The sequence below is a fragment of the Pseudomonas sp. ADAK21 genome (assembly GCF_012935735.1).
Lineage (GTDB): Bacteria > Pseudomonadota > Gammaproteobacteria > Pseudomonadales > Pseudomonadaceae > Aquipseudomonas > Aquipseudomonas proteolytica.
Genome location: NZ_CP052857.1, coordinates 2,675,169 through 2,694,936, shown reverse-complemented (window position 1 = coordinate 2,694,936; position 19,768 = coordinate 2,675,169). Strand labels below are relative to the sequence as shown.

The 19,768-nt window shown below is 61.1% G+C and carries 20 protein-coding genes; 9 read left to right on the top strand and 11 right to left on the bottom strand.

All coding sequences use genetic code 11. The features are described from left to right. Window positions 1-68 precede the first annotated feature (68 nt). Complete coding sequence (locus tag HKK57_RS12135) at window positions 69-857, bottom strand: AraC family transcriptional regulator (protein WP_029297765.1); 789 nt, start codon at window positions 855-857, stop codon at window positions 69-71. A 97-nt stretch (window positions 858-954) separates the two neighbouring features. Between HKK57_RS12135 and HKK57_RS12130 the strand changes: the two genes are divergently transcribed. After that, on the top strand, window positions 955-1,833 hold the full coding sequence (locus HKK57_RS12130; protein WP_029297767.1) for a DMT family transporter: 879 nt from the start codon (window positions 955-957) through the stop codon (window positions 1,831-1,833). A 14-nt stretch (window positions 1,834-1,847) separates the two neighbouring features. On the opposite strand, the gene HKK57_RS12125 is transcribed toward HKK57_RS12130, so the two are convergent. Then, entirely contained in the window at window positions 1,848-2,738 is an 891-nt protein-coding gene (locus HKK57_RS12125) for an esterase/lipase family protein (protein WP_169390215.1), read from the bottom strand. 176 nt (window positions 2,739-2,914) lie between these two features. On the opposite strand from HKK57_RS12125, the gene HKK57_RS12120 reads away from it, so the two are divergent. Beyond that, window positions 2,915-3,445, top strand: coding sequence for a ferritin-like domain-containing protein (locus HKK57_RS12120; protein WP_029297770.1), 531 nt, complete (start codon window positions 2,915-2,917; stop codon window positions 3,443-3,445). A 124-nt stretch (window positions 3,446-3,569) separates the two neighbouring features. Here the strand turns inward: HKK57_RS12120 and HKK57_RS12115 are convergent, their stop codons facing one another. After that, on the bottom strand, window positions 3,570-5,639 hold the full coding sequence (locus HKK57_RS12115) for an AsmA family protein (RefSeq protein ID WP_070996403.1): 2,070 nt from the start codon (window positions 5,637-5,639) through the stop codon (window positions 3,570-3,572). 371 nt (window positions 5,640-6,010) lie between these two features. Here HKK57_RS12115 and HKK57_RS12110 point away from each other — a divergent pair, with 371 nt between their 5' ends. Continuing rightward, window positions 6,011-6,349, top strand: coding sequence for a hypothetical protein (locus HKK57_RS12110; RefSeq protein WP_169390214.1), 339 nt, complete (start codon window positions 6,011-6,013; stop codon window positions 6,347-6,349). 152 nt (window positions 6,350-6,501) lie between these two features. Continuing rightward, a complete protein-coding gene (locus HKK57_RS12105; RefSeq protein ID WP_029300780.1) occupies window positions 6,502-7,134 on the top strand; it encodes a TetR family transcriptional regulator in 633 nt (210 codons plus the stop codon). Window positions 7,135-7,139: 5 nt separating this feature from the next. Here HKK57_RS12105 and HKK57_RS12100 read toward each other — a convergent pair whose 3' ends face one another. Further along, a complete protein-coding gene (locus HKK57_RS12100) occupies window positions 7,140-7,661 on the bottom strand; it encodes a C40 family peptidase (protein ID WP_029300782.1) in 522 nt (173 codons plus the stop codon). A 309-nt stretch (window positions 7,662-7,970) separates the two neighbouring features. On the opposite strand from HKK57_RS12100, the gene ureE reads away from it, so the two are divergent. The 5 genes from ureE (at window position 7,971) to HKK57_RS12075 (ending at window position 11,796) form a co-directional block, all read left to right on the top strand. Further along, a complete protein-coding gene (gene ureE, locus HKK57_RS12095) occupies window positions 7,971-8,471 on the top strand; it encodes an urease accessory protein UreE (protein WP_029300785.1) in 501 nt (166 codons plus the stop codon). Continuing rightward, window positions 8,468-9,142, top strand: a complete 675-nt coding sequence (locus HKK57_RS12090; RefSeq protein ID WP_029300786.1) for an urease accessory protein UreF — start codon at window positions 8,468-8,470, stop codon at window positions 9,140-9,142. The genes ureE and HKK57_RS12090 overlap by 4 nt, the downstream gene beginning before the upstream one ends. A 9-nt stretch (window positions 9,143-9,151) precedes the next feature. Further along, window positions 9,152-9,766, top strand: a complete 615-nt coding sequence (ureG, locus tag HKK57_RS12085) for an urease accessory protein UreG (protein WP_029300789.1) — start codon at window positions 9,152-9,154, stop codon at window positions 9,764-9,766. 22 nt (window positions 9,767-9,788) lie between these two features. After that, window positions 9,789-10,361, top strand: a complete 573-nt coding sequence (locus HKK57_RS12080) for a HupE/UreJ family protein (RefSeq protein WP_169390213.1) — start codon at window positions 9,789-9,791, stop codon at window positions 10,359-10,361. 313 nt (window positions 10,362-10,674) lie between these two features. Beyond that, window positions 10,675-11,796, top strand: a complete 1,122-nt coding sequence (locus tag HKK57_RS12075) for an AGE family epimerase/isomerase (RefSeq protein WP_169390212.1) — start codon at window positions 10,675-10,677, stop codon at window positions 11,794-11,796. 120 nt (window positions 11,797-11,916) lie between these two features. On the opposite strand, the gene HKK57_RS12070 is transcribed toward HKK57_RS12075, so the two are convergent. The 7 genes from HKK57_RS12070 to HKK57_RS12040 form a co-directional block, all read right to left on the bottom strand. Further along, the gene (locus HKK57_RS12070) at window positions 11,917-12,822 is read right to left on the bottom strand and encodes a cation diffusion facilitator family transporter (RefSeq protein WP_029300498.1); all 906 of its coding nucleotides are present in this window, start codon (window positions 12,820-12,822) and stop codon (window positions 11,917-11,919) included. Between the two features lie 172 nt (window positions 12,823-12,994). Then, window positions 12,995-13,759 carry an SDR family oxidoreductase gene (locus HKK57_RS12065; protein ID WP_029300500.1) on the bottom strand — a complete coding sequence of 255 codons (765 nt, stop codon included), beginning with the start codon at window positions 13,757-13,759 and terminating at the stop codon, window positions 12,995-12,997. 805 nt (window positions 13,760-14,564) lie between these two features. Beyond that, entirely contained in the window at window positions 14,565-15,281 is a 717-nt protein-coding gene (locus HKK57_RS12060; protein WP_029300502.1) for an ABC transporter ATP-binding protein, read from the bottom strand. Continuing rightward, window positions 15,278-16,153, bottom strand: a complete 876-nt coding sequence (locus HKK57_RS12055) for an ABC transporter ATP-binding protein (protein WP_029300504.1) — start codon at window positions 16,151-16,153, stop codon at window positions 15,278-15,280. Before HKK57_RS12055 ends, HKK57_RS12060 begins: the two co-directional genes overlap by 4 nt. Continuing rightward, window positions 16,150-17,427 (bottom strand): high-affinity branched-chain amino acid ABC transporter permease LivM, encoded by a 1,278-nt coding sequence (livM, locus tag HKK57_RS12050; RefSeq protein ID WP_029300505.1) that lies wholly within the window; start codon window positions 17,425-17,427, stop codon window positions 16,150-16,152. Before livM ends, HKK57_RS12055 begins: the two co-directional genes overlap by 4 nt. 2 nt (window positions 17,428-17,429) lie before the next feature. Further along, window positions 17,430-18,344 carry an ABC transporter permease subunit gene (locus HKK57_RS12045; RefSeq protein ID WP_029300506.1) on the bottom strand — a complete coding sequence of 305 codons (915 nt, stop codon included), beginning with the start codon at window positions 18,342-18,344 and terminating at the stop codon, window positions 17,430-17,432. 222 nt (window positions 18,345-18,566) lie between these two features. Continuing rightward, on the bottom strand, window positions 18,567-19,703 hold the full coding sequence (locus tag HKK57_RS12040) for a branched-chain amino acid ABC transporter substrate-binding protein (protein ID WP_029300507.1): 1,137 nt from the start codon (window positions 19,701-19,703) through the stop codon (window positions 18,567-18,569). Between the last annotated feature and the right edge of the window lie 65 nt (window positions 19,704-19,768).

Sequence of the window (19,768 nt, the reverse complement as noted above, 5' to 3'; positions counted from 1 at the left end):
GTTTTCTCCCTGTTACCACGCCGAGGGGCGCGGCCTCCCCTGCAGTGTAGACAAAGCCTGTTACACCTTCACCTGCTACGTAGATTCGTCCGCCGATACTGCTCCGGCGTACTACCGGCCTGGCGCTGGAACATCGCAATAAACGCCGAGGCGGTGCTGTAGCCCAGGTCAAAGGCCACTTCCTGCACGCTGCGGCTGCTTTCCAGGGCTTCGATGGCCGCAAGAAAGCGCAGGCGCTGGCGCCATTCGCCAAAACTCATGCCCAGTTCCCGCGCAAATTGCCGGGCCAGGGTGCGTTCGCTGACGTGCACCTGCTGTGCCCACTGCGCCAGCGCGCGGTTGTCTCCAGGATCCACCTGCATGCCTTCAAGCACGCTGAGCAGGCCGGGACTGCTGGCATAGGGCAGGAAACAATCATGCACCGGCGCCTGCCGGAGTTGGTCCACCAGCACCTGGGCCAGGCGCACGTCGGCCTCGTTGGCGGGGATGTTGACATCGCGCTCGGCAAAGTCACTGAGGATGGCCTTGAGGATGTTACTGATGGTCAGGGTGCAGGGCTGCGAGGGCAATTGCTCGCACAAGGACGGCGCCAGGTACACCGAGCGGTAGACAATCGCCTGGGCATTGTAGGAACTGTGCTGGGTGTTGGGCGGGATCCACACCGCGTATTGCGGTGGCGACATAAACCGGTTGCCGCCCACTTCAAAGCGCATCACGCCACGGGCCGAGTAATCCAGCGAGCCCCAGGCATGCTGATGGCTGGAGGCGCGGCTGTCGGCGGCAAATTCCGAATAGCGAAAGTACACCGGGGCCGGCAGCACCTCGAAATCGGGCAGGTTGATGTAGGTCTGGGACATGTTGTCTGGATCCAAAGGTGGCTTGGCCGGATCGAAGTATAGGCTTCGATCCAGACAAAGGATAATCAGCCTTCACTAACGTTCCTGGTTCCTTGCAATGCAATACGCTTATCCACTGCTGGCCATCTTTATCTGGGCCGGCAATACCGTGGTCAACAAACTCGCCGTGGGTTCGATTTTCCCGGCCGAGATCGGCTTTTATCGCTGGCTGCTGGCTGCCATCCTGTTTACCCCGTTCATGCTCAAGCCGGTCATCGCCAACTGGGCGCTGATCCGCCCCAACCTGGGCAAGATCGCCGTGCTTGGCGTGCTCGGCATGGCGGTCTACCAGAGCCTGGCGTACTACGCCGCGAGCCTGACCAGCGCCACCAATATGGGGATCATCCTGTCGCTGATGCCGTTAATGGCCCTGACCGCGGCCATTATCAGCCTCGGCCAGCGCCTGACCTTTGGCGCCCTGACCGGTGCGGTACTGTCGTTTGCCGGGGTCGCGGTGGTCGTCTCGTCCGGCAGCCTCGGCGCGTTGCTGCAACACGGGGTGAACCTGGGCGACGCGATGATGCTGGTGGCCACCCTGGCCTATGCGATCTACAGCACCCTGCTGAAGAAATGGCAGCTGCGCCTGCCACCGCTGGTGTTGCTGTATTTGCAGGTGCTGGTGGCGGTGGTGGTGCTGTTTCCGCTGTTCCTGGCCTCGGACAAGGTCGGCCTGGGCCCGTCGAACATTGGCCTGGTGGTGTATGCCTGCCTGCTGGCCTCGATGATCGCGCCACTGGCGTGGATGCATTCGGTGAAAAACCTGGGACCGAGCCGGACCACGCTGTTTTTCAATCTGCTGCCGTTGATCACCGCACTGATTGCAGCGGTGGTGCTCAAGGAGCAGTTGGCGCTGTATCACCTGGTGGGGGGGGTGTTGACGTTGGGTGGGGTGATTCTGTCGGAGCGGTGGACGACACCGGTCAGGCGCGTCGCCTGACCGATTGCTATCGCCTAGACCCCGGCCGCCTTCAACCGCTGCGCATGTTCGACAAATAGCCGAACGGGCTCGGCGCCCTTGCCCACCAGGCCCAGGGACTGGTTGACGATATCGAAATGGTCCAGCGCATAGTCATCGCCGATCACCGTACCCAGGTGTGAGCTGTAGCGCCCGACCATGCCATCGCACTGGCCCTTCTCCTTGACGAAGGTCCGCGCAAACAGCCGGCAACTGCGGTTTGTGCCGTCCAGCAGGTTGCGCCCGCGATCGGTCTTGCCCGGCTGCAAGGTGCCGGACCAGGAGTAATAGCGCACACCGTTCACTTCCTCGGCGCCCTGCCCGCCCCAGGTGTGTGGCAGGCCTTGGGGGTATTGGCGATTGAACAGCGCCACCCCCGCGCTGGTCAGGGATTGATGGGAGGCATGGATATCCGCGGCAAAGCGCGGCCCGCGATAACCGGTTTCGAGCAGGCCCATCACCACGCCCACCAGGCGCAACAGCGCACTCATGATGCGGCCCTTGGCGCTGTCGGCCGGGTAATGGGTGTGCAGGTAGTCCGCCAGTTCCGACCCGTGGTTGGGCCCGGCCACCGAAGTGACCGAAGCCACCCATTCCGGGCGTTTGGCCGCCGCGTAACGGGCGGTGAGCGAACCCTGGCTGTGGCCGATCAGGTTGACCTTGTCGGCGCCGGTCTGGCGGCGTATCTGCTCGATCTGCACCAGCAACTGCTCGCCGCGCACCTCACTGGAGTTGAGCGGCGCCACCAGCACCGCAAACACCTGAGCCCCACCGGCACGCAAGGCCGGGACGATGCCGTACCAGTAGGGGTACAGCACCAGCCTTACAAACCCGAGCATGCCCGGCACCAAAACCAGGGGATAACGTGTAGCCAATGTCTGCGCCATGGCGGCGAACATCCTTGAAAAGGGGCGACTGAGCTGATCCTAGACCAGCTCCTGGGTAATCGATATGACAGCCGGCAACATCCGATAAAACTTTTTGCGCCGCGCAGCACTCACAACTTTGAGCGATCACACCACCAGAGTGTGGCGCAAAACCGGATTAGCCTCAGGAGATTGAAATGACCGACATGCATTTGTCTGACGTAAGCACCCTTCGCGAACGTGCGCGCAAGAATGTGGAAAACGGCGCAGTGACCGAAGGCTACAGTGCCGACCGCGAAGAGATCCTGCGCCTGCTCAATGAGTCGCTGGCCACCGAACTGGTCTGCGTCTTGCGCTACAAGCGCCACTACTTCATGGCCAGCGGCCTGAAAGCCAGCGTGGCTGCCGATGAGTTCCTGGAGCACGCCAACCAGGAGCTGGAACACGCCGACAAACTCGCCGAACGCATCGTACAACTGGGCGGCGAGCCGGAGTTCAACCCGGACCTGCTGTCCAAGAATTCCCATGCGCAATACGTGGCCGGCAAGACCTTGAAGGAAATGGTCTACGAAGACCTGGTGGCCGAGCGCATCGCGGTGGACAGCTACCGCGAGATCATTCAGTACATCGGCGAGAAAGACCCAACCACCCGCCGGATCTTTGAAGACATCCTGGCCCAGGAAGAAGAGCACGCTGACGATATGGCGGACATTCTCAAAGACCTGTAAGTCACACTACAAACCAATGTAGGAGCTGGCTTGCCTGCGATGCATGCACCTCGGTTTTTCAGTAAACCCGAGGCGATGCTATCGCAGGCAAGCCAGCTCCTACATTTGGTTGTGGTTCAGTCAGTTAGCCCTTCACCGTCTTCGGCGCCTTGCCTTCCTTCATCTGCTGCAACAACGGCACACACTGATTCGGCTCATCCCCACTGGGCGCCACCAGCGCCAGCAAGCCCGCCGCAGGTGCGACGATCACACCCAGCGCCACCATCCCTGCGCCACGCAGCAACAGCGGCACCGTCTTGACCCCGGCATTGGGCTTGATGAACGGCCCGTTGACGTACAACGGCGAACGCAGTGAGAACAAGCGAAAGCCCTTGGACTCTGGCGTGATGGTCAGGTCCAGTTGTTCGCTGGCCATGTTCGCGGTGCCATCGATGTAGATGATCGCGTTCTCGGTATCGAACACAAACAGCCGGCTGGTGGCCAGGCCGGTCTTGATCCCGAAGTCCGCCGCTGCGCAGTTGATCTTCACTTCCTTGTCGCCAAACAACTTGCCGATCACATAGTTGCCCACGTTCAACCCGGCAATTTCCATCAGGCTGCGGCTGATCGCGCCGTCGTTGATGAGCATTTTCAGATCGCCATTGGCACTGCCCAACAGCGCCGCCACCGAGTTGCCGCGCCCGGCGATATCGGCGTCGCCGTTAAGCTCGCCGAAGCTGGTTTTCATCGGTTCAAAGGTTGGGAACAGCTGCTTGAGCTTGAAGTTGCGCGCCGTCAGCTTCGCCCGGCCTTCCAGCGGCGTGATGCGGCCATTGAGGCGGATCTGCGCATCGAGCTTGCCACCGGCCACGCCGAAGCGCAGGGGTTCGAGGCTTAATTGGCCATCGTTGAGCACCAGGTGGGTGTAGAGGTCGGTAAAGGGCAGTTCGGCGCTGTGCACGATGCGCTTGCCGGTGAACTCGACGTCGGCGTCCATATCGCGCCAGCGCTCAGTGCGGAACTCCTCCACCGGCAGCACTTTGGTCGCCGGTTGCTTGCTTTCACCGCCACGGGCCTTTTGCTTGGCGTTGGAGTCGGCACCGATCAGCGGCGCCAGGTCGGCCAGCAGCAGTTGGTTGGACACCAGCGCGCCACTGAGCTTGGGCCGTGGCTGGCTGGCGACATAGGCCAGGTCGCCGTGGATATCGCTGTTGCCGATCTTGCCGTTGAAGTTTTCATAGCGGAACGACGCGCCGCCGGCTTCATGCAACTTGGCGATCAAGCGACCATCGGTGGAATAGGCCGGCGAGTCCGGCAGGGTCACGCCGGTCAGGGGGTAAAGGTTGCCCAGGCTGGTGCCGGACAGTTTCAGGCGCAGATCCAGGGCGCCGAGGTTCAGGGGGTCCGTCAGGGTGCCGGCCAGGGCGATGCTGGTATCACCGACCTTCGCCTGGGCCTGCAAGGGGAATGGCTTGGCCGCGTCTTGCAAAGCCAGCAGCCCGCCGATCTTGCCGCTACCCGCCAGTTTCTGCCCGTGGTACTGGCCGCTGACCTTGAGGCCAAACGCATAGTCCTGGGGCGTGGCGCCCTGCTCCAGGGCCTTTTTTGCATCGCGCTCGCCGACGATCTCACTGAACGCAATCGGCTTGCCCAGGGGGTCGATCAGCACATCGAGGCGGGTCTTGAGGGTCTGGTCGTCGAGGGTCACATGGCCTTTATCGAAGCCTATGGCGCCGATGTCTACCACCCAATTGGAGGGTTCGGCATTCGGATCCTTGGGATCAAAGGTGAAGGTCCAGTTGGCGCGACCATCGGCCAGACGCTGCAATTGGGCGCTCGGCTCGGTCAGGTCGATGCGCGGGATCACCACGCGTTGGGCCAGCAACGCCAAGGGCGAGATGCGCAGTTCGACGCGTTTGAGGGTGACCATCTGCGGTTTTTTCGACCACTCGGGGTTGCCCAGGCTCAGGTCCTCGGCCACCACATGGGGCCACGGCACCCAGGCCCGCCAACCGCCCTCGTCCGGCTCGCGCTGCCAGACCACAGCCAGGTTGCCATTGATGGCAAAGGCGCGGTGCAGCTCTTCAGAGACCTTGGCATTGATTTGCGGCTTGATCCGGTTCCAGTCGAAGAACACCAGGATCAACACCACGGCGGCGATTAACAGAACGAAGCAGGCACTGCTCCAGGCGAGAATTTTACGAGTGCGCGTCATTGCACAGGGCTCCTGATTACGGCTGCGCGTGCCACCGGCAACGCGCGCAAGGACTAAAGCTTATATGGCTACGACTGGCAAATGGCCTGGGGGTTTAACCGCAGATGACAATTAGTAGCGGTGAAAAGCGCTTTTTCTGACTGATCCGACAGTTTGTCTCATGGCCAGCGCACCGTTGTTACCCATGCCCGTATCGAAAATACCCACCCCGGTGCAAAAGCGCGTGCTTGAGAGGCGCGATCTAGAGCCTCGGCGCAGAACAATCAATTCTGTTGATTATTACCATTGTGTTTATGAACTTTTATATCGAGATATCGAGAGTAGCATTGCCTCCGTACCCACTTTATCGCCCTCCCAAGGAGCAACTCATCATGAAACGCCAATTACTGCTCAGTGTTGCACTCTCTGTCCTGGCCACCAGTGCTTTTGCCCTGCCAGCGGCCGAACAAGCCATCCCACAAGCCAAGGCTGACGCTTCGCACATCGGCCAGACCGTTGCCGAAGGGGGTCGTGATCGCCTGGAACAGAAAGGCCTGGTTGAAGGTGGTTCGGACCGTCTGCAAAAACGCGAATTCGTCACTGAAGGCGGCCGTGATCGCCTTGAACAGAAAGGCCTGGTTGAAGGTGGCTCGGACCGTCTGCAACAACGCGAATTCGTCGCCGAAGGCGGTTCCGACCGTCTGGAAGAAATGCATAAAGCAACGAGCTAAGCCGGTGCTGGCCCTGAAAAAAGCCCGATCCCCTGAGATCGGGCTTTGACTTTGTACGATCCGCGCCACCTTTGTCCTGCTTCAAGTTCGACGCCGGTAAAGTTGTTTTGCTAGAGTGCGTCGCTGTCCTTGTCTACAAAGCTCACCCGCCCATGCTGCCCCGCGCCGAACAGAAGCAACAGACCCGCCTTGCCTTGATGGACGCAGCCCGCCATCTGATGGAGGGTGGCCGAGGGTTTGGCAGCCTGAGCCTGCGGGAAGTGGCCAAGAGCGCCGGCATCGTGCCCACCGGTTTTTACCGTCACTTTGCCGATATGGACCAACTGGGCCTGGTGCTCGTCAGTGAGGTCGGCCAGACCTTTCGCGCCACCATCCGCCTGGTACGCCACAACGAATTTGTCATGGGTGGCATCATCGATGCCTCGGTGCGCATCTTTCTTGATGTGGTGGCGGCCAACCGTTCGCAGTTTTTATTCCTGGCCCGCGAGCAATACGGCGGCTGCCTGGCCGTGCGCCAAGCCATCGGCGCCTTGCGCGAAGACATCACCTCGGACCTGGCGGCCGACCTGACGCTGATGCCCAAGCTCCAGCACCTGGATGCCGAGGGCCTGCATGTGATGGCCGACCTGATCGTCAAGAGCGTGTTCGCCACCCTGCCCGACATCATCGACCCGCCCGCGGCGGCCCTGCCGGCGCACCTCACGCCCCAGGCCAAGATCACCCAGCAACTGCGCTTTATCTTTATCGGCCTCAAGCACTGGCAAGGCCTGGGCAGCACCGAGTAGCGCGCTCAACGCACCGCGTGGAAACGCTTGGCCGTGGTGTAGTTCTTCTTCCAGTAATTGTTGGCCAGCGAGTCGATGCGCACGCTCTTGCCCTTGCGTGGCGAGTGAATGAATTTACCCTCCCCCACATACAGGCCGACATGACCGACCTGGCCACTGCCATTGGCCCGGAAAAACACCGCATCGCCGGGTTGCAGTGCGTTGCGCTTGATCGTCGCCGCCGTTGAACGGTGCATCGCTGCCGTGGTGCGCGGGATGACAATGTTGGCTTCAGTCTTGAACAGATAGACCAGCAAGCCGCTGCAATCAAACCCCTGCTCCTGGGAGGTACCGCCCCAGGTGTAGGCGGTGCCCAGCAATTGATGGGCGCGGTCGATCACATTGTCGATGGTCGGCTGCGGCACGGCCTGCAGCGAAGAGCCGAACGGGGCCAGGCCAGTGTTGTTGCGCTTGGTGAAGTTGGCCGAGGCCGATGAAACGATGCCGAACAGACCGACAAGAACTACACATAAAAAAGACTTGAACATGATGAACGTCGCAATGGATTAAACACGGGGCGAAATCCTAGTAAAACGACGCGTAGCATGATGAACGGAAAATCCAAGATTCTCGTAGGACAAATCCCAAACATCACCACCGATAAATACCCCACGTTCAAATCGCCCAATTCGAGTGCTTGCACACCCCATCGCGCACCAAATTGGATCACCCTCTTCCAGAACGCTCGCCCCGTTTAGTGGCGTAACGCCCAGAACCTACGGCGTTTTCCTACATCCAGCCTGGTTGGCAAGCCCCTTGCTCTAGCCTGTTTAACGCTTATAGCTGGAAGCTTTCCGATGCTGGTGATCCACCGCAAAATTGCGCCCCAATCCACCTGGGCTGCGGAGTTGTTGCTGAACTTCGAAGCCCGCAGCAAAAGCCGTCTGCGCTGTTTCAGTGCCGAGGGCGAAGACGTCGGCCTGTTTTTGGAGCGCGGCCAGCCGCCGCTGCATGATGGTGAATTCCTACAGGCCGAGGACGGACGTGTCGTACGTGTCTGCGCGCGCCCTGAACAACTGCTGCACGTCACCTGCAGCAGCGCCTTCGAGTTGACCCGCGCGGCCTATCACCTGGGCAACCGCCACGTAGCATTGCAAGTGGGTGACGGCTGGCTGCGTCTGCTCGATGACTACGTGCTCAAGGCCATGCTCGAGCAACTGGGCGCCCATACCCAAACCCTCGAAGCGCCCTTCCAGCCCGAGCACGGGGCCTATGGTGGCGGTCATCATCACTCGCGCCACGGTGATGAAGACTTCAACTATCCGCCCAAACTGCACCAGTTCGGCGTGCGCCTGTGAACCCGGCCTGGGCGCTGCTGCGTCTGGCCAGTCCGCAACTGCCGATTGGCGGCTACAGCTACTCCCAGGGCCTGGAAATGGCCGTGGACAATGCCCGTGTGTGCGATGCCGCCAGCGCCCGACGCTGGATCAGCGACCAACTGTTGCTCAACCTCGCGCGTTTCGAAGCGCCGCTGCTGCTTGCCCATTGCCAGGCCGCTGCGGACCACGACTGGGAGGCGCTGCGCCACCTGTGTGAAGAACACCGCGCCAGCCGCGAAACCCGCGAGCTGTTCCAGGAGAGCCGGCAAATGGGCTACTCCCTGCAACAACTGCTCAGCGGCCTGCCGGAGCTGGATGAGCCGGCCCGGCGTTTTCTCGACGCCACCCACGAACCCCACCTGGCCCTGGGCTGGGCACTGGCCGCACGCGCCTGGGCGATCAGCCCCGACGATGCCCTGGCCGCCTGGCTCTGGAGCTGGCTGGAAAACCAATTGGCGGTGCTGATGAAAACCCTGCCCCTGGGCCAGCAAGCCGCCCAACGCCTGACCAGCGAACTGCTGCCGTTGCTGCAACAGGCCCAGCAGGACGCCCGCCAGCGCGATCCCCATCATTTTGGCAGCGCCGCGTTCGGCCTGTCCCTGGCATGCATGGCCCACGAGCGCCAGTACAGCCGCCTGTTCCGTTCCTAGGAGAGCCCCATGAACACACAACCCCTGCGCGTCGGTATCGGCGGCCCCGTTGGCTCCGGCAAGACCGCCCTGACCCTGGCGCTGTGCCTGGCCCTGCGTGATCGCTACAACCTGGCGGTGGTCACCAACGATATCTACACCCGCGAAGATGCCGACTTCCTGGTGCGTAACCAGGCGCTGGCACCCGAGCGCATCATCGGCGTGGAAACCGGCGGCTGCCCGCACACGGCCATTCGCGAAGACGCGTCGATCAATCTGGAAGCCGTAGACCAGTTGAACCGGCGTTTTCCAGGCCTCGACCTGATTCTGGTGGAGTCGGGCGGCGACAACCTGTCGGCCACCTTCAGCCCCGAACTGTCGGACCTGACGATCTACGTGATCGATGTGTCGGCCGGCGACAAGCTGCCGCGCAAGGGTGGGCCGGGGATCTGCAAGTCGGACCTGCTGGTGATCAACAAGATCGACCTCGCGCCGTTGGTCGGCGCCTCGCTGGAACTGATGAACAGCGACACCCAGCGCATGCGCGGCGGCAAGCCGTTCGTGTTCAGCAACCAGAAAACCGGGGTCGGCCTCGAAGAAATCGTCGCCTTTATCGAACGCCAAGGCCTGCTGAGTGCAGCCTGATCCACTCACCAAGGAGCTGTTTATGAGCCTCAAAAAACTGTTTGCCGCCGCCACCCTGCTGCTGGCCCCGGCCCTGGCCTTTGCCCATCCGGGTCATGGCGACAATGGCCTGGTGGCCGGTATCAGCCATCCACTCGGCGGGCTGGACCATTTGCTGGCGATGCTGGCGGTCGGCCTGTGGGCGGCGCAGCAACAAGGCGCGGCGCGCTGGGCGCTGCCGTGTACCTTTGTCGGCACCATGCTGCTGGGCGGCATAATGGGTTTTGAAGGGTTGGCATTGCCAGCCCTGGAAAGCGGGATTGCCGCATCGGTACTGGCCCTGGGCCTGGCGGTGGCCTTGGCGATTCGCCCACCGGTGGCGGTGGCCATGGCCGCAACAGCCGTGTTCGCCCTATTCCATGGTGTGGCCCATGGCCTGGAGCTGCCGGACATGACCAGCCCTTGGGCGTATGCCGCCGGGTTCGTGGGGGCGACGGCGGTATTGCACGCGGCCGGTTATGCGCTGGTGCGGTTCCTGCCGGCTGCAGCGGCGCCGCTGGTGCGGGTGGCGGGGGCGGCTTCGGCGGCGACTGGGGTTTGGTTGCTGGCGGGCTGAATCATCAGTGCCTGTAAGGCACTCATCGCAGCATGAGTATCTACACAACTCTCTGATACTTCTGGGCTCTGGGTTTTGGGCTGATGTAGGGGGCATATCCATTGCTGCGGCAACGGATATGTACACATACCCAGAAGAGCGAGTTGTGTAGATACTCATGGCTATCGCAGGCAAGCCAGCTCCCACATTTGAAGGGGTTAACACTTCAAATAGGTGGGAGCGGGCTTGCCCGCGATAGCGGTCGCACAGACACCGCCGATCACAAGCCTGCTAACATGCGCGGCAAACACCCCTGCCGTGACGACGCCAGCCGATGCCCATCGCTCCAAGCTCTGCCAACAAGCCTCACTTGAACGCTGTGCTCACGCACTTCAACGACCTGATCGTGCCGCTCTGGCAGGGTCCGGGCTGGAATGCCGAGTTGGCGTTGCCCTATGAGGCGCTGGATGCCGATCACCGCCCCTTGCCCCCGCAGCGCTACCGCGCCATGGCCTGTGCGCGGCAGTTGTACGTGTTTGCCAGCCTGATCGGCGAGCCGGGCCAGGACTTTGCCGAAGAACGTGCCGCGGCGTTGTTTCGCTCGCTGCAACGGCACTTCCACGACGCCGAGCACGGTGGCTGGTTCTACAGCATCGACCCCCACGGCAAGCCGCTGGACAAGCGCAAAGACCTGTATACCCACGCGTTTATCATCTTCGCCTGCGCCCATTACTGGGCCAAGGTCCGTGAGCCGCTGGTGGAATCGGTGCTCAATGCCGCCCTGGAAGTGGTTGCCGAACGCTTTGCCACGGGCGACGGCCTGTATGAAGCGGTAGTGGAGCGTAACTGGTCATCCCTCAAGTCCGGCCCGCTGCAAAACCCGCTGATGCACTTGGCCGAAGGCTTCCTCGCCACCCTCGCGGTGCGTGAAGACGCCGCAGTGCAACAGGCCCTGCTGGCATTGGCGACGGCCATGCAGCAGCGTTTCATCGACCGCCAGCATGGGGTGATGATGGAGAAGCCGCTGGGTGCTGTGGATAACTGGTTCGAACCGGGGCACCAGTTCGAGTGGTTCTTCCTCCTGGAGTCCTCACCCGTATTGCACGGCACTGCGCTGCATGCCTCGCTGAGCCGGGCATTTGCCTATGCCGAGCAGATGGGTGTGGATAACGTGAGCGGCGCCGTCAGTGGCATGTTGGCCCTGGACGGTACCGTGCGTGACGGCACCCAACGCATCTGGGCCCAGGCCGAGTACCTGCGGGCACTGACTTTGCGGGCGGGTAGCGCAGCGGTGCTGCAGCGCCAATTGCTGGCGTTGCAGCAGCATTTCTTGCATGCCCGGGGCTGGAATGAGTGCCTGGATGCCAAGGGAGAGGTGAGCCGCCGGGATATGCCGTCGACTACGCCCTACCATTTGGCGACGTGCTATCAGGGCCTGATCGAATTTTTCGGCTGATCTTTGCGGCCCCTTCGCAGGCAAGCCAGCTCCCACACTTGACCGAGTTCCATCTTTGGAATGCGGTCGAATGTGGGAGCTGGCTTGCCTGCGATAGCCTCACCGCGGTCTAACTGACTATCAGGCAATCCACTTGCGATCGCCGGTAAAGCTGATGGTCAACCAACGCGCCTTGTCCGCCGCGCCCAGCCCTGTGGATATCTCTTCACGCAGCTCATCGAGCGTTGCGACTTTATCCACCGGGTAGTCAGCCGGCAACACCACATGAATCTCGATAAACCGCGCGCGCCCGTGTTTCTGCACGTAGGACACGTAGTCCTCGAAACCATGCCGGGCCTGGGCCGCGTCCATCACTTCGCGCACCTTGTCGTCCAACTGGTCCGGGGCAATCCCCAGCACATCGCGCAAGGCCGGGCGCAGGATCTTCAAGGCCGGCGCCAGCATGCTCAGGGCCAGCAGGATGAGGATCATGGGGTCGACATACACGGCCCACTCGCCATAGCCCTGGGACTTGAGCAGCAACGCGGCCAGGAAGCTCACCAGCAAGCCCACCGAGAGCATCGCGTCCACCAGCCAACTGATGTTGTCGAACTGGATCAACGACGATTGCAGCTTGCGGTTGCGGTGGCGCACATAGAAGAAGTACGCGAACTCGACCACGGTAAACACCGCGGCGTAGATGATCACCAGCCCCAACTCGATCTCGCGCCCGCCATTGATAATGCCGAACACCCCGTTGAGAAACGCATAGATGGCGATCAACAGCAGGAAACTGCCCTCGATCAGCAGCACCATGGGCTCTAGGTGCCAGTAGCCGAACTGGAAACGGTCGTTGCTTTTCTTGGCGATCAGCTTGGCCGTGATCAGCATTAGTACCTTGATAAAGGTCGCGATCAGCGAGAAAAAGCCATCGAATAAAATGGATTGGGCGCCTGATATCACACCCGTGACAATCCCGGCGATCGCCACGGCGAACATCAGGATGGTCGATTGTTTGAGCAGTGCCTGCTCACCTCGGTTACTCACATATCCTCCTGTCAAAACCTTTAAACCGCTGGGTGCGGTGGGGTTTTCAGGAGTGGAGTGTACCTTATGCCCTGTTTTGACCGATCTGACGCCTTCGCGGGCACGTCGAATCGTCGCACCGGCGGTACAATGACTCGACTTGCCCGCGAAACACGCGACGCAGTCTCAAGCCTTACTTGGCCCCACGCTCAATCGCAAACCCAGCCCAGGTCTGGCTCACTGGCATCAGTTCCAGGCGGTTGATGTTCACGTGCGCCGGGGTGTTCATCACCCAGAAGATGGTGTCGGCAATGTCCTGGGGCTGGATCGGCTCGGCGCCGGCATAGGTGGCATCGTAACGCGCCTGGTCACCGCCAAAGCGCACCAGGGAGAACTCGCTCTCGCACAGGCCCGGCTCGATGTTGGTCACGCGCACGCCAGTGCCTTGCAGGTCGCAGCGCAGGTTCAGCGAGAACTGTTTGACGAACGCCTTGGAGCCGCCATACACGTGGCTGCCCGGGTACGGGTAGTTGCCGGCGATGGAGCCCAGGTTGATGATCCCGGCACCACGGCCATGGGCGATCAGGCGCGGCAGCAGCAGGCTGGTGGTGGTCAGCAGGCCCTTGATGTTGGTGTCGACCATGGTTTCCCAATCGTCGAGGCTGCACTTAGGCGCCGGGTCAGTGCCCACCGCCAGGCCGGCGTTGTTGATCAGCCCGCGTAGCTTGCTGAACGACGCTGGTAGGTTGGCAATCGCTTCTTCCATGCCCTTGCGGTCACGCACGTCCACTACCAGGCCATGCACCTCGGTCTGCTTGGAAAGCTCCTCGACCAGCGCATTCAAGCGCTCGGCACGCCGGCCGGTGAGCACCAGTTTCCAGCCGGCCTCAGCGAAGCGACGGGCACAGGCTTCGCCGAAACCTGAGGTTGCGCCAGTAATAAACAGCGTGTTGGACATGGTGTTCTCCTTGCAGGCATCGAGAAAAAATCAGCCAGCAGAATGCCCTTACGCCGCCGTCGCGGCAACCGCTATGCACATAATCCCACGCACACCTGGTCACTTTTTAACCACACCACGTAAAGCCTCGTGAACCGTGGCTTACAGCCATGTGCGCGCAGGTTATCCACAGCTGCGCCCACAGTCTTTGGGGGCAACTGCAAAACCCTCCAGGCCGCTATGTACAAGGCTTTCAGCGCGATTCAAAAAGTTTTTTGCTTGACCTTGGACCCGCCCTATGTAGGCCTGTGCAAAGCAACGCGCCGAGGGACATGGCTCCAGGCCAGTAAATCCGGCCTCTACCAAGGTCTTTCCAGAGTTTAACCACAGACTTATCCACAGGCTCCGGCATCATCTTTCGGTCATATACCTGTGTCTATGAACAGGTTGACAAATCCTGTGCAAGCCCACGAAAAAGCCGCTGATCAAAAAACACTCACCACGCTGCAGGCCACGTAAATAGAGGCTTGCAGCCAGCTACTCCCATGTTACCCACAGCCGGTTCCACAGTGAATGGGGACAAGTCATTTGTGTGACAAAACAGGGATTTGCGGCGGCTATATGTCGCGCTTTGGCAGGTGTGTGGATTTGTTTTCCACAATTTGCCTATGCGCCTGTGGACTACCGAAAAATGTAAGAGCCGGCTCTATGTGGGAGCCGGGCTTGCCCGCGAAGGCCCCCCTCGATTTACCGGAAACACCGAGGGGGATGCATCGCAGGCAAGCCAGCTCCCACACAAAGCCGGCGCCTACAATGGGGGCGGGGTTTAGTGCCCGCCGAGGTAGGCGTTGCGCACTTCCTCGTTCACCAGCAGCTCTTTGCCGCTGCCTGTGAGGCGAATCTCGCCGTTGACCATCACATACGCCCGGTCAGACAGGCGCAGCGCGTGGTTGGCGTTCTGCTCCACCAAAAAGATGGTCATCCCGGTGGCGGCCAACTCACGCAGTGTGGCAAAAATCTGCTTCACCACGATCGGCGCCAACCCCAGGCTCGGTTCATCGAGCAGCAGCAGCTTGGGCCGGCTCATCAGCGCCCGGGCGATGGCGAGCATTTGCTGCTCGCCACCGGACATGGTCATTGCGCGCTGGTTGCGCCGCTCCTTGAGCCGTGGAAACAGCTCGAACATGCGTTGCATATCTTCGCTGGCGTGCTTGTCACCAATCGGGATGGTGCCCATCAGCAGGTTTTCCTCGACGGTCATGTCGGGGAACACCCGCCGCCCTTCCGGGGACTGGGCGATGCCGTTGGAGGCGATGTAGTGGGACGACTTGTGGGTAATGTCCACGCCCTGATACAGGATCTGCCCGGACTCGGCGCGCGGCTGGCCGAAGATCGACATCAGCAGCGTGGACTTGCCCGCGCCATTGGAGCCGATCAGGCTCACCGTCTCGCCTTCGTCGATGTGCAGCGAGACCTTCTTCAAGGCCTGGATCGGGCCATAGAACACGTCCAGGTCCTTCATTTCGAGGATAGGCGTCGTCATACCAACTCCTCTTCATCGGCGCCCAGGTAGGCCGCGATCACTTTCGGGTCGTTGCGGATCGCTTCCGGCCCCCCCTCGGCGATGACGTTGCCGTGGTCCAGCACCACAATGTGGTCGGAAATACTCATCACCATGCCCATGTCGTGCTCGATCAGTACCACTGTGAGGTCGTGTTCGTCGCGCAGCAGGCGAATCATCGCGCTGAGGGCTTCGGTTTCCTGGGGGTTGAGGCCCGCAGCCGGTTCGTCCAGGCAGATGATCTGCGGCCGGGTGCACATGGCCCGGGCGATTTCCAGGCGGCGCTGCTGGCCGTAGGAGAGTTCGCCAGCCAGGCGGTTGGCGCAGTCCACCAGGTCCACCACTTCCAGCCAGTAGAAGGCGTGGTCCAGTGCATCGCTTTCGGCCTTGCGGTAGCCCTTGGTGTTGAGGATGCCCGCCAGCATGTTGCGGTTGACCCACATGTGTTGGGCCACCAGCAGGTTTTCCACCACAGACATTTCCTTGAACAGGCGAATGTTCTGGAACGTGCGGGCCAGGCCGGCGCGGTTCACCAGGTGGGTGCCGCCGAACATCTTGTAGTACACCCGGCTGAAAAAGCTCTTGGGCGAAACAAAGTCGGTGGGCTTGAAACGTTCCCCCAGCAACTGGATCACGTTGGTCTGCTTGCCGCGGATGTTGAGTTCGATCTTGCCGCCGCTGGCCGTATAAAACCCGGTCAGGCAGTTGAACACCGTGGTCTTGCCAGCGCCGTTGGGGCCGATCAGGGCGAAGATCGAGTTGCGCTCGACCTTGAGGCTTACATCGCTCAAGGCCTTGATGCCACCGAAGTGCATCATGAGGTGTTCCACGTTGAGAACGACTTCCTTGCTCATGGCGCCACCCCCTTGCGTGGTGTCACACCGGTACGGCTGATCCGTATCAGGCCCCGTGGCCGCCAGATCATCATCACCACCATCAACACGCCGAACAGCAGTACGCGGTACTCGGAGAAGCTGCGCAGCAGTTCAGGTGCCACGGTGAGCACAAACGCGGCAATTACCACGCCCACCGTCGAGCCCATGCCGCCCAGCACCACAATCGCAAGGATCAACGCCGATTCGAAGAAGGTAAACGACGAGGGGTTGACGAAGCCCTGGTAGCTGGCAAAAAACACACCGGCCAGGCCAGCGGTGGACGCACCAATGGTGAACGCCGAAAGCTTCACCAGCACGTGGTTCAAGCCCATGGAGCGGCAGGCGATCTCATCTTCACGCAAGGCTTCCCAGGCGCGGCCCACCGGCATGCGAGTCAGGCGGTGCTTGATGTACAACACCAGCAATACCACCAGAAACAGCACGATGTAGATGAACAGGAATTTCACGTTGGGGTTGTAGGCAATGCCGAAGAACTCATGGAACGGCACCCCGCCTTCCTTGGCCCGCCGGCCGAATTCCAGGCCGAGGAACGTCGGCGATGGCACCGGCATGCCGTTCGGCCCACCGGTAAACGACAGCCAGTTATTGAGCACCAGGCGGATGATTTCACCAAAACCCAGGGTCACGATGGCCAGGTAGTCACCGTGCATTCGTAACACCGGGAACCCCAGAATACATCCGGCCAACGCCGCCGCGATGGCCGCCAGTGGCAGCACCGTCCAGAAGCCCAGCCCGAGGTATTGATAACCCAGGGCCAGGCCATAGGCGCCGATGGCGTAGAACGCCACGTAACCCAGGTCGAGCAGCCCGGCCAGGCCGACCACGATGTTCAGGCCCAGGCCCAGCAACACGTAGATCAGCCCGAGGATCACCACGGTCAGCAGGTACTTGTTGGCGAAAAACGGAAAGACGATGGCGATCACAATCAGCGCCGGGATGATCCAGCGCAACCGCGACTTGTAGTCCGGCGCCAGCACATGCACGCCGGAGCCCGAGTTTTCAAAACCCTGGAGAATCTTCAAGCCCTTGGGGGTTTGCAGGAACAGGCTCATGACCAGGCGCCCGGCCATCACAATGGCCACCAGCAAGCCCACGCGGGCGGGCTCCAGGTTGAAGCTGTAGCCGTCCAGGACCACGCCGACGATGGGCCCGAACACGATCAGGGAAATCAGCCCGGCGAGGACTGCATCGACCACACTTTTCTTGATATCGATAGATTTGGCTGCAGACATGTTTACACCTTCGCCACGAGTGGGCGACCAAGCAGGCCCTGGGGACGGAAAATCAGAATCACCACCAGCAGGGAGAAACTGAACACGTCTTTGTAGTCAGAGTTGATCAACCCCGAGAACAGCGACTCGGAAATCCCCAGGATGATCCCGCCCAGCATCGCCCCAGGCAGGGAGCCGATGCCGCCGAGTACCGCTGCGGTAAATGCCTTGATGCCAATGATGAAGCCGGCATAGAAGTCGAACGTGCCGTAGTTCAGGGTGATCAGCACACCGGCCAGGGCCGCCATGGCCGCACCGATGACAAACACGTAGGAGATCACGCGGTCGGTGTTGATCCCCAGGATCGAGGCCATCTTGCGGTCTTGCTGCGTCGCGCGGCACATGCGGCCGAGCTTGGTGTACTTGATGATGTAGGTCAGCAGCGCCATGCCGGCAAAGGCCGCGACCAGGATAAACACCTTGGTGTAGGTCAACTGCACGAACCCGGTGCCGATATCGACGCGCCAGGCGCCGGCCAGCAGGGTCGGAATGCCTTGTTGCTTGGCGCCCTGGGCGATCTGCGCGTAGTTCTGCAGGATCAGCGAGATCCCGATGGCACTGATCAGCGGGGCCAGGCGGGTGGAGTTGCGCAACGGTTTGTAGGCGACACGCTCGATGACCCAGCCGTAGACGCCGGTGACGACGACGGTGAATATCAGGGTGCCGAGTATGAGCAGCGGGAAGGATTCAAGACCAAAGTACGCCAGCAGTGCCAGACTGATCGCCGCGAGGTAAGCAGAAATCATATAAACCTCGCCGTGGGCGAAGTTGATCATGCCAATGATGCCATAGACCATTGTGTAGCCGATGGCGATCAGGCCATAGACCGACCCGAGGGTCAGGCCGTTGACCAGTTGCTGCAGGAAAATACCATCCATAACGCAATCTCACGCGGTGAGAACCTGCACACCATCAGGTGTGCGGCCCTTCTGGAGGAAAAGACAGATTGGGTGCCGGGCACCATGGCCCGGGCAACCTCGATCCAATGTGGGAGCTGGCTTGCCGGCGATAGCGGTTTCACATTCAACACAGGTGTTGGCTGTCAGTCCGTCATCGCGGGCAAGCCCGGCTCCCACAAGGGGTCGGTGGTGGCTGGTTGATTACTTCTGCTTTTCCAACTGGTGGTATTTGCCGTCCTTGTCCCACTGGTACACCACGTAGTCGGAGACCTTCAGGTCGCCCTTGGTATCCCACTCTTTCTTGCCCATCACGGTTTGCACCGGATTGGCCTTGAGCCACTTGGCCGCGTCTTCACCCTTGTTGGACTTGGCGCCATTGAAACCGGCCGCCAGGGCCTGGATCGAAGCGTAGGCGTACAGGGTGTAGCCTTCAGGCTCGGTGCCGTTTTTGCGGAACTCTTCCACCACCGCCTTGCTGTCTGGCAGCAGGCGCGGGTCGGCGCCGAAGGTCATGTAGACGCCATCGACGTACTGCGCACCACCGGCGGTCGCCACCAGCTCATCGGTCACTACACCATCGTCGGACATGAACTTGACGTCCTTGAGGCCCGCTTCACGGATCTGGCGCACCAGAGGGCCGGCTTCCGGGTGCAGGCCGCCGAAGTACACGACGTCGGCGCCCTGGGCGCGGATCTTGGTGACCAGGGCGCTGAAGTCTTTCTCGCCACGGGTCAGGCCTTCCTCTATCACCGGCTTGACGCCGCGCTTGGTCAACTGGGCTGCGGTGGCATCGGCCAGGCCTTTGCCGTAGGTGTCCTTGTCGTTGATAACGGCGACTTTCTTGCCCTTGAGCACGTCGACGATGTAGTCACCGGCCACGATGCCCTGCTGGTCGTCACGCCCGCACATACGGAACATGGCGCCCAGGCCACGCTCGGTGACTTGTGGGTTGGTGGAGCCTGGAGTGATGGCGATGATGCCCGCTTCGTCGTACACCTCGGAGGCTGGAATGGTGTTCGAGGAGCAGAAGTGCCCGACCACGCCGATCACTTTGTCCTGGTCGGCCAGGCGGTTGGCCACGGCCACGGCCTGCTTGGGCTCGCAGGCATCGTCACCGGCCACCAGCTTGATCTGCTCGCCGTTGATCCCGCCGGCCTTGTTGATAACGTCAGCTGCCGCCTGGGCACCTTTCATGTACTGCTCACCGAAGGCTGCGTTGGCACCGGTCATCGGCCCCGCCACGCCAATCTTCACATCAGCTTGAACAAACGTAGAAACACCCAGCGCGGCAGCTACCGCGAGGGCCAGGAAACCTTTCTTGTAAAACGTCTGGGACATGAGTGGTGCTCCGAGTTTTTTGTTGAATGGGCACTGCAATTTCACTTCAAACTTTCACTTGAAAC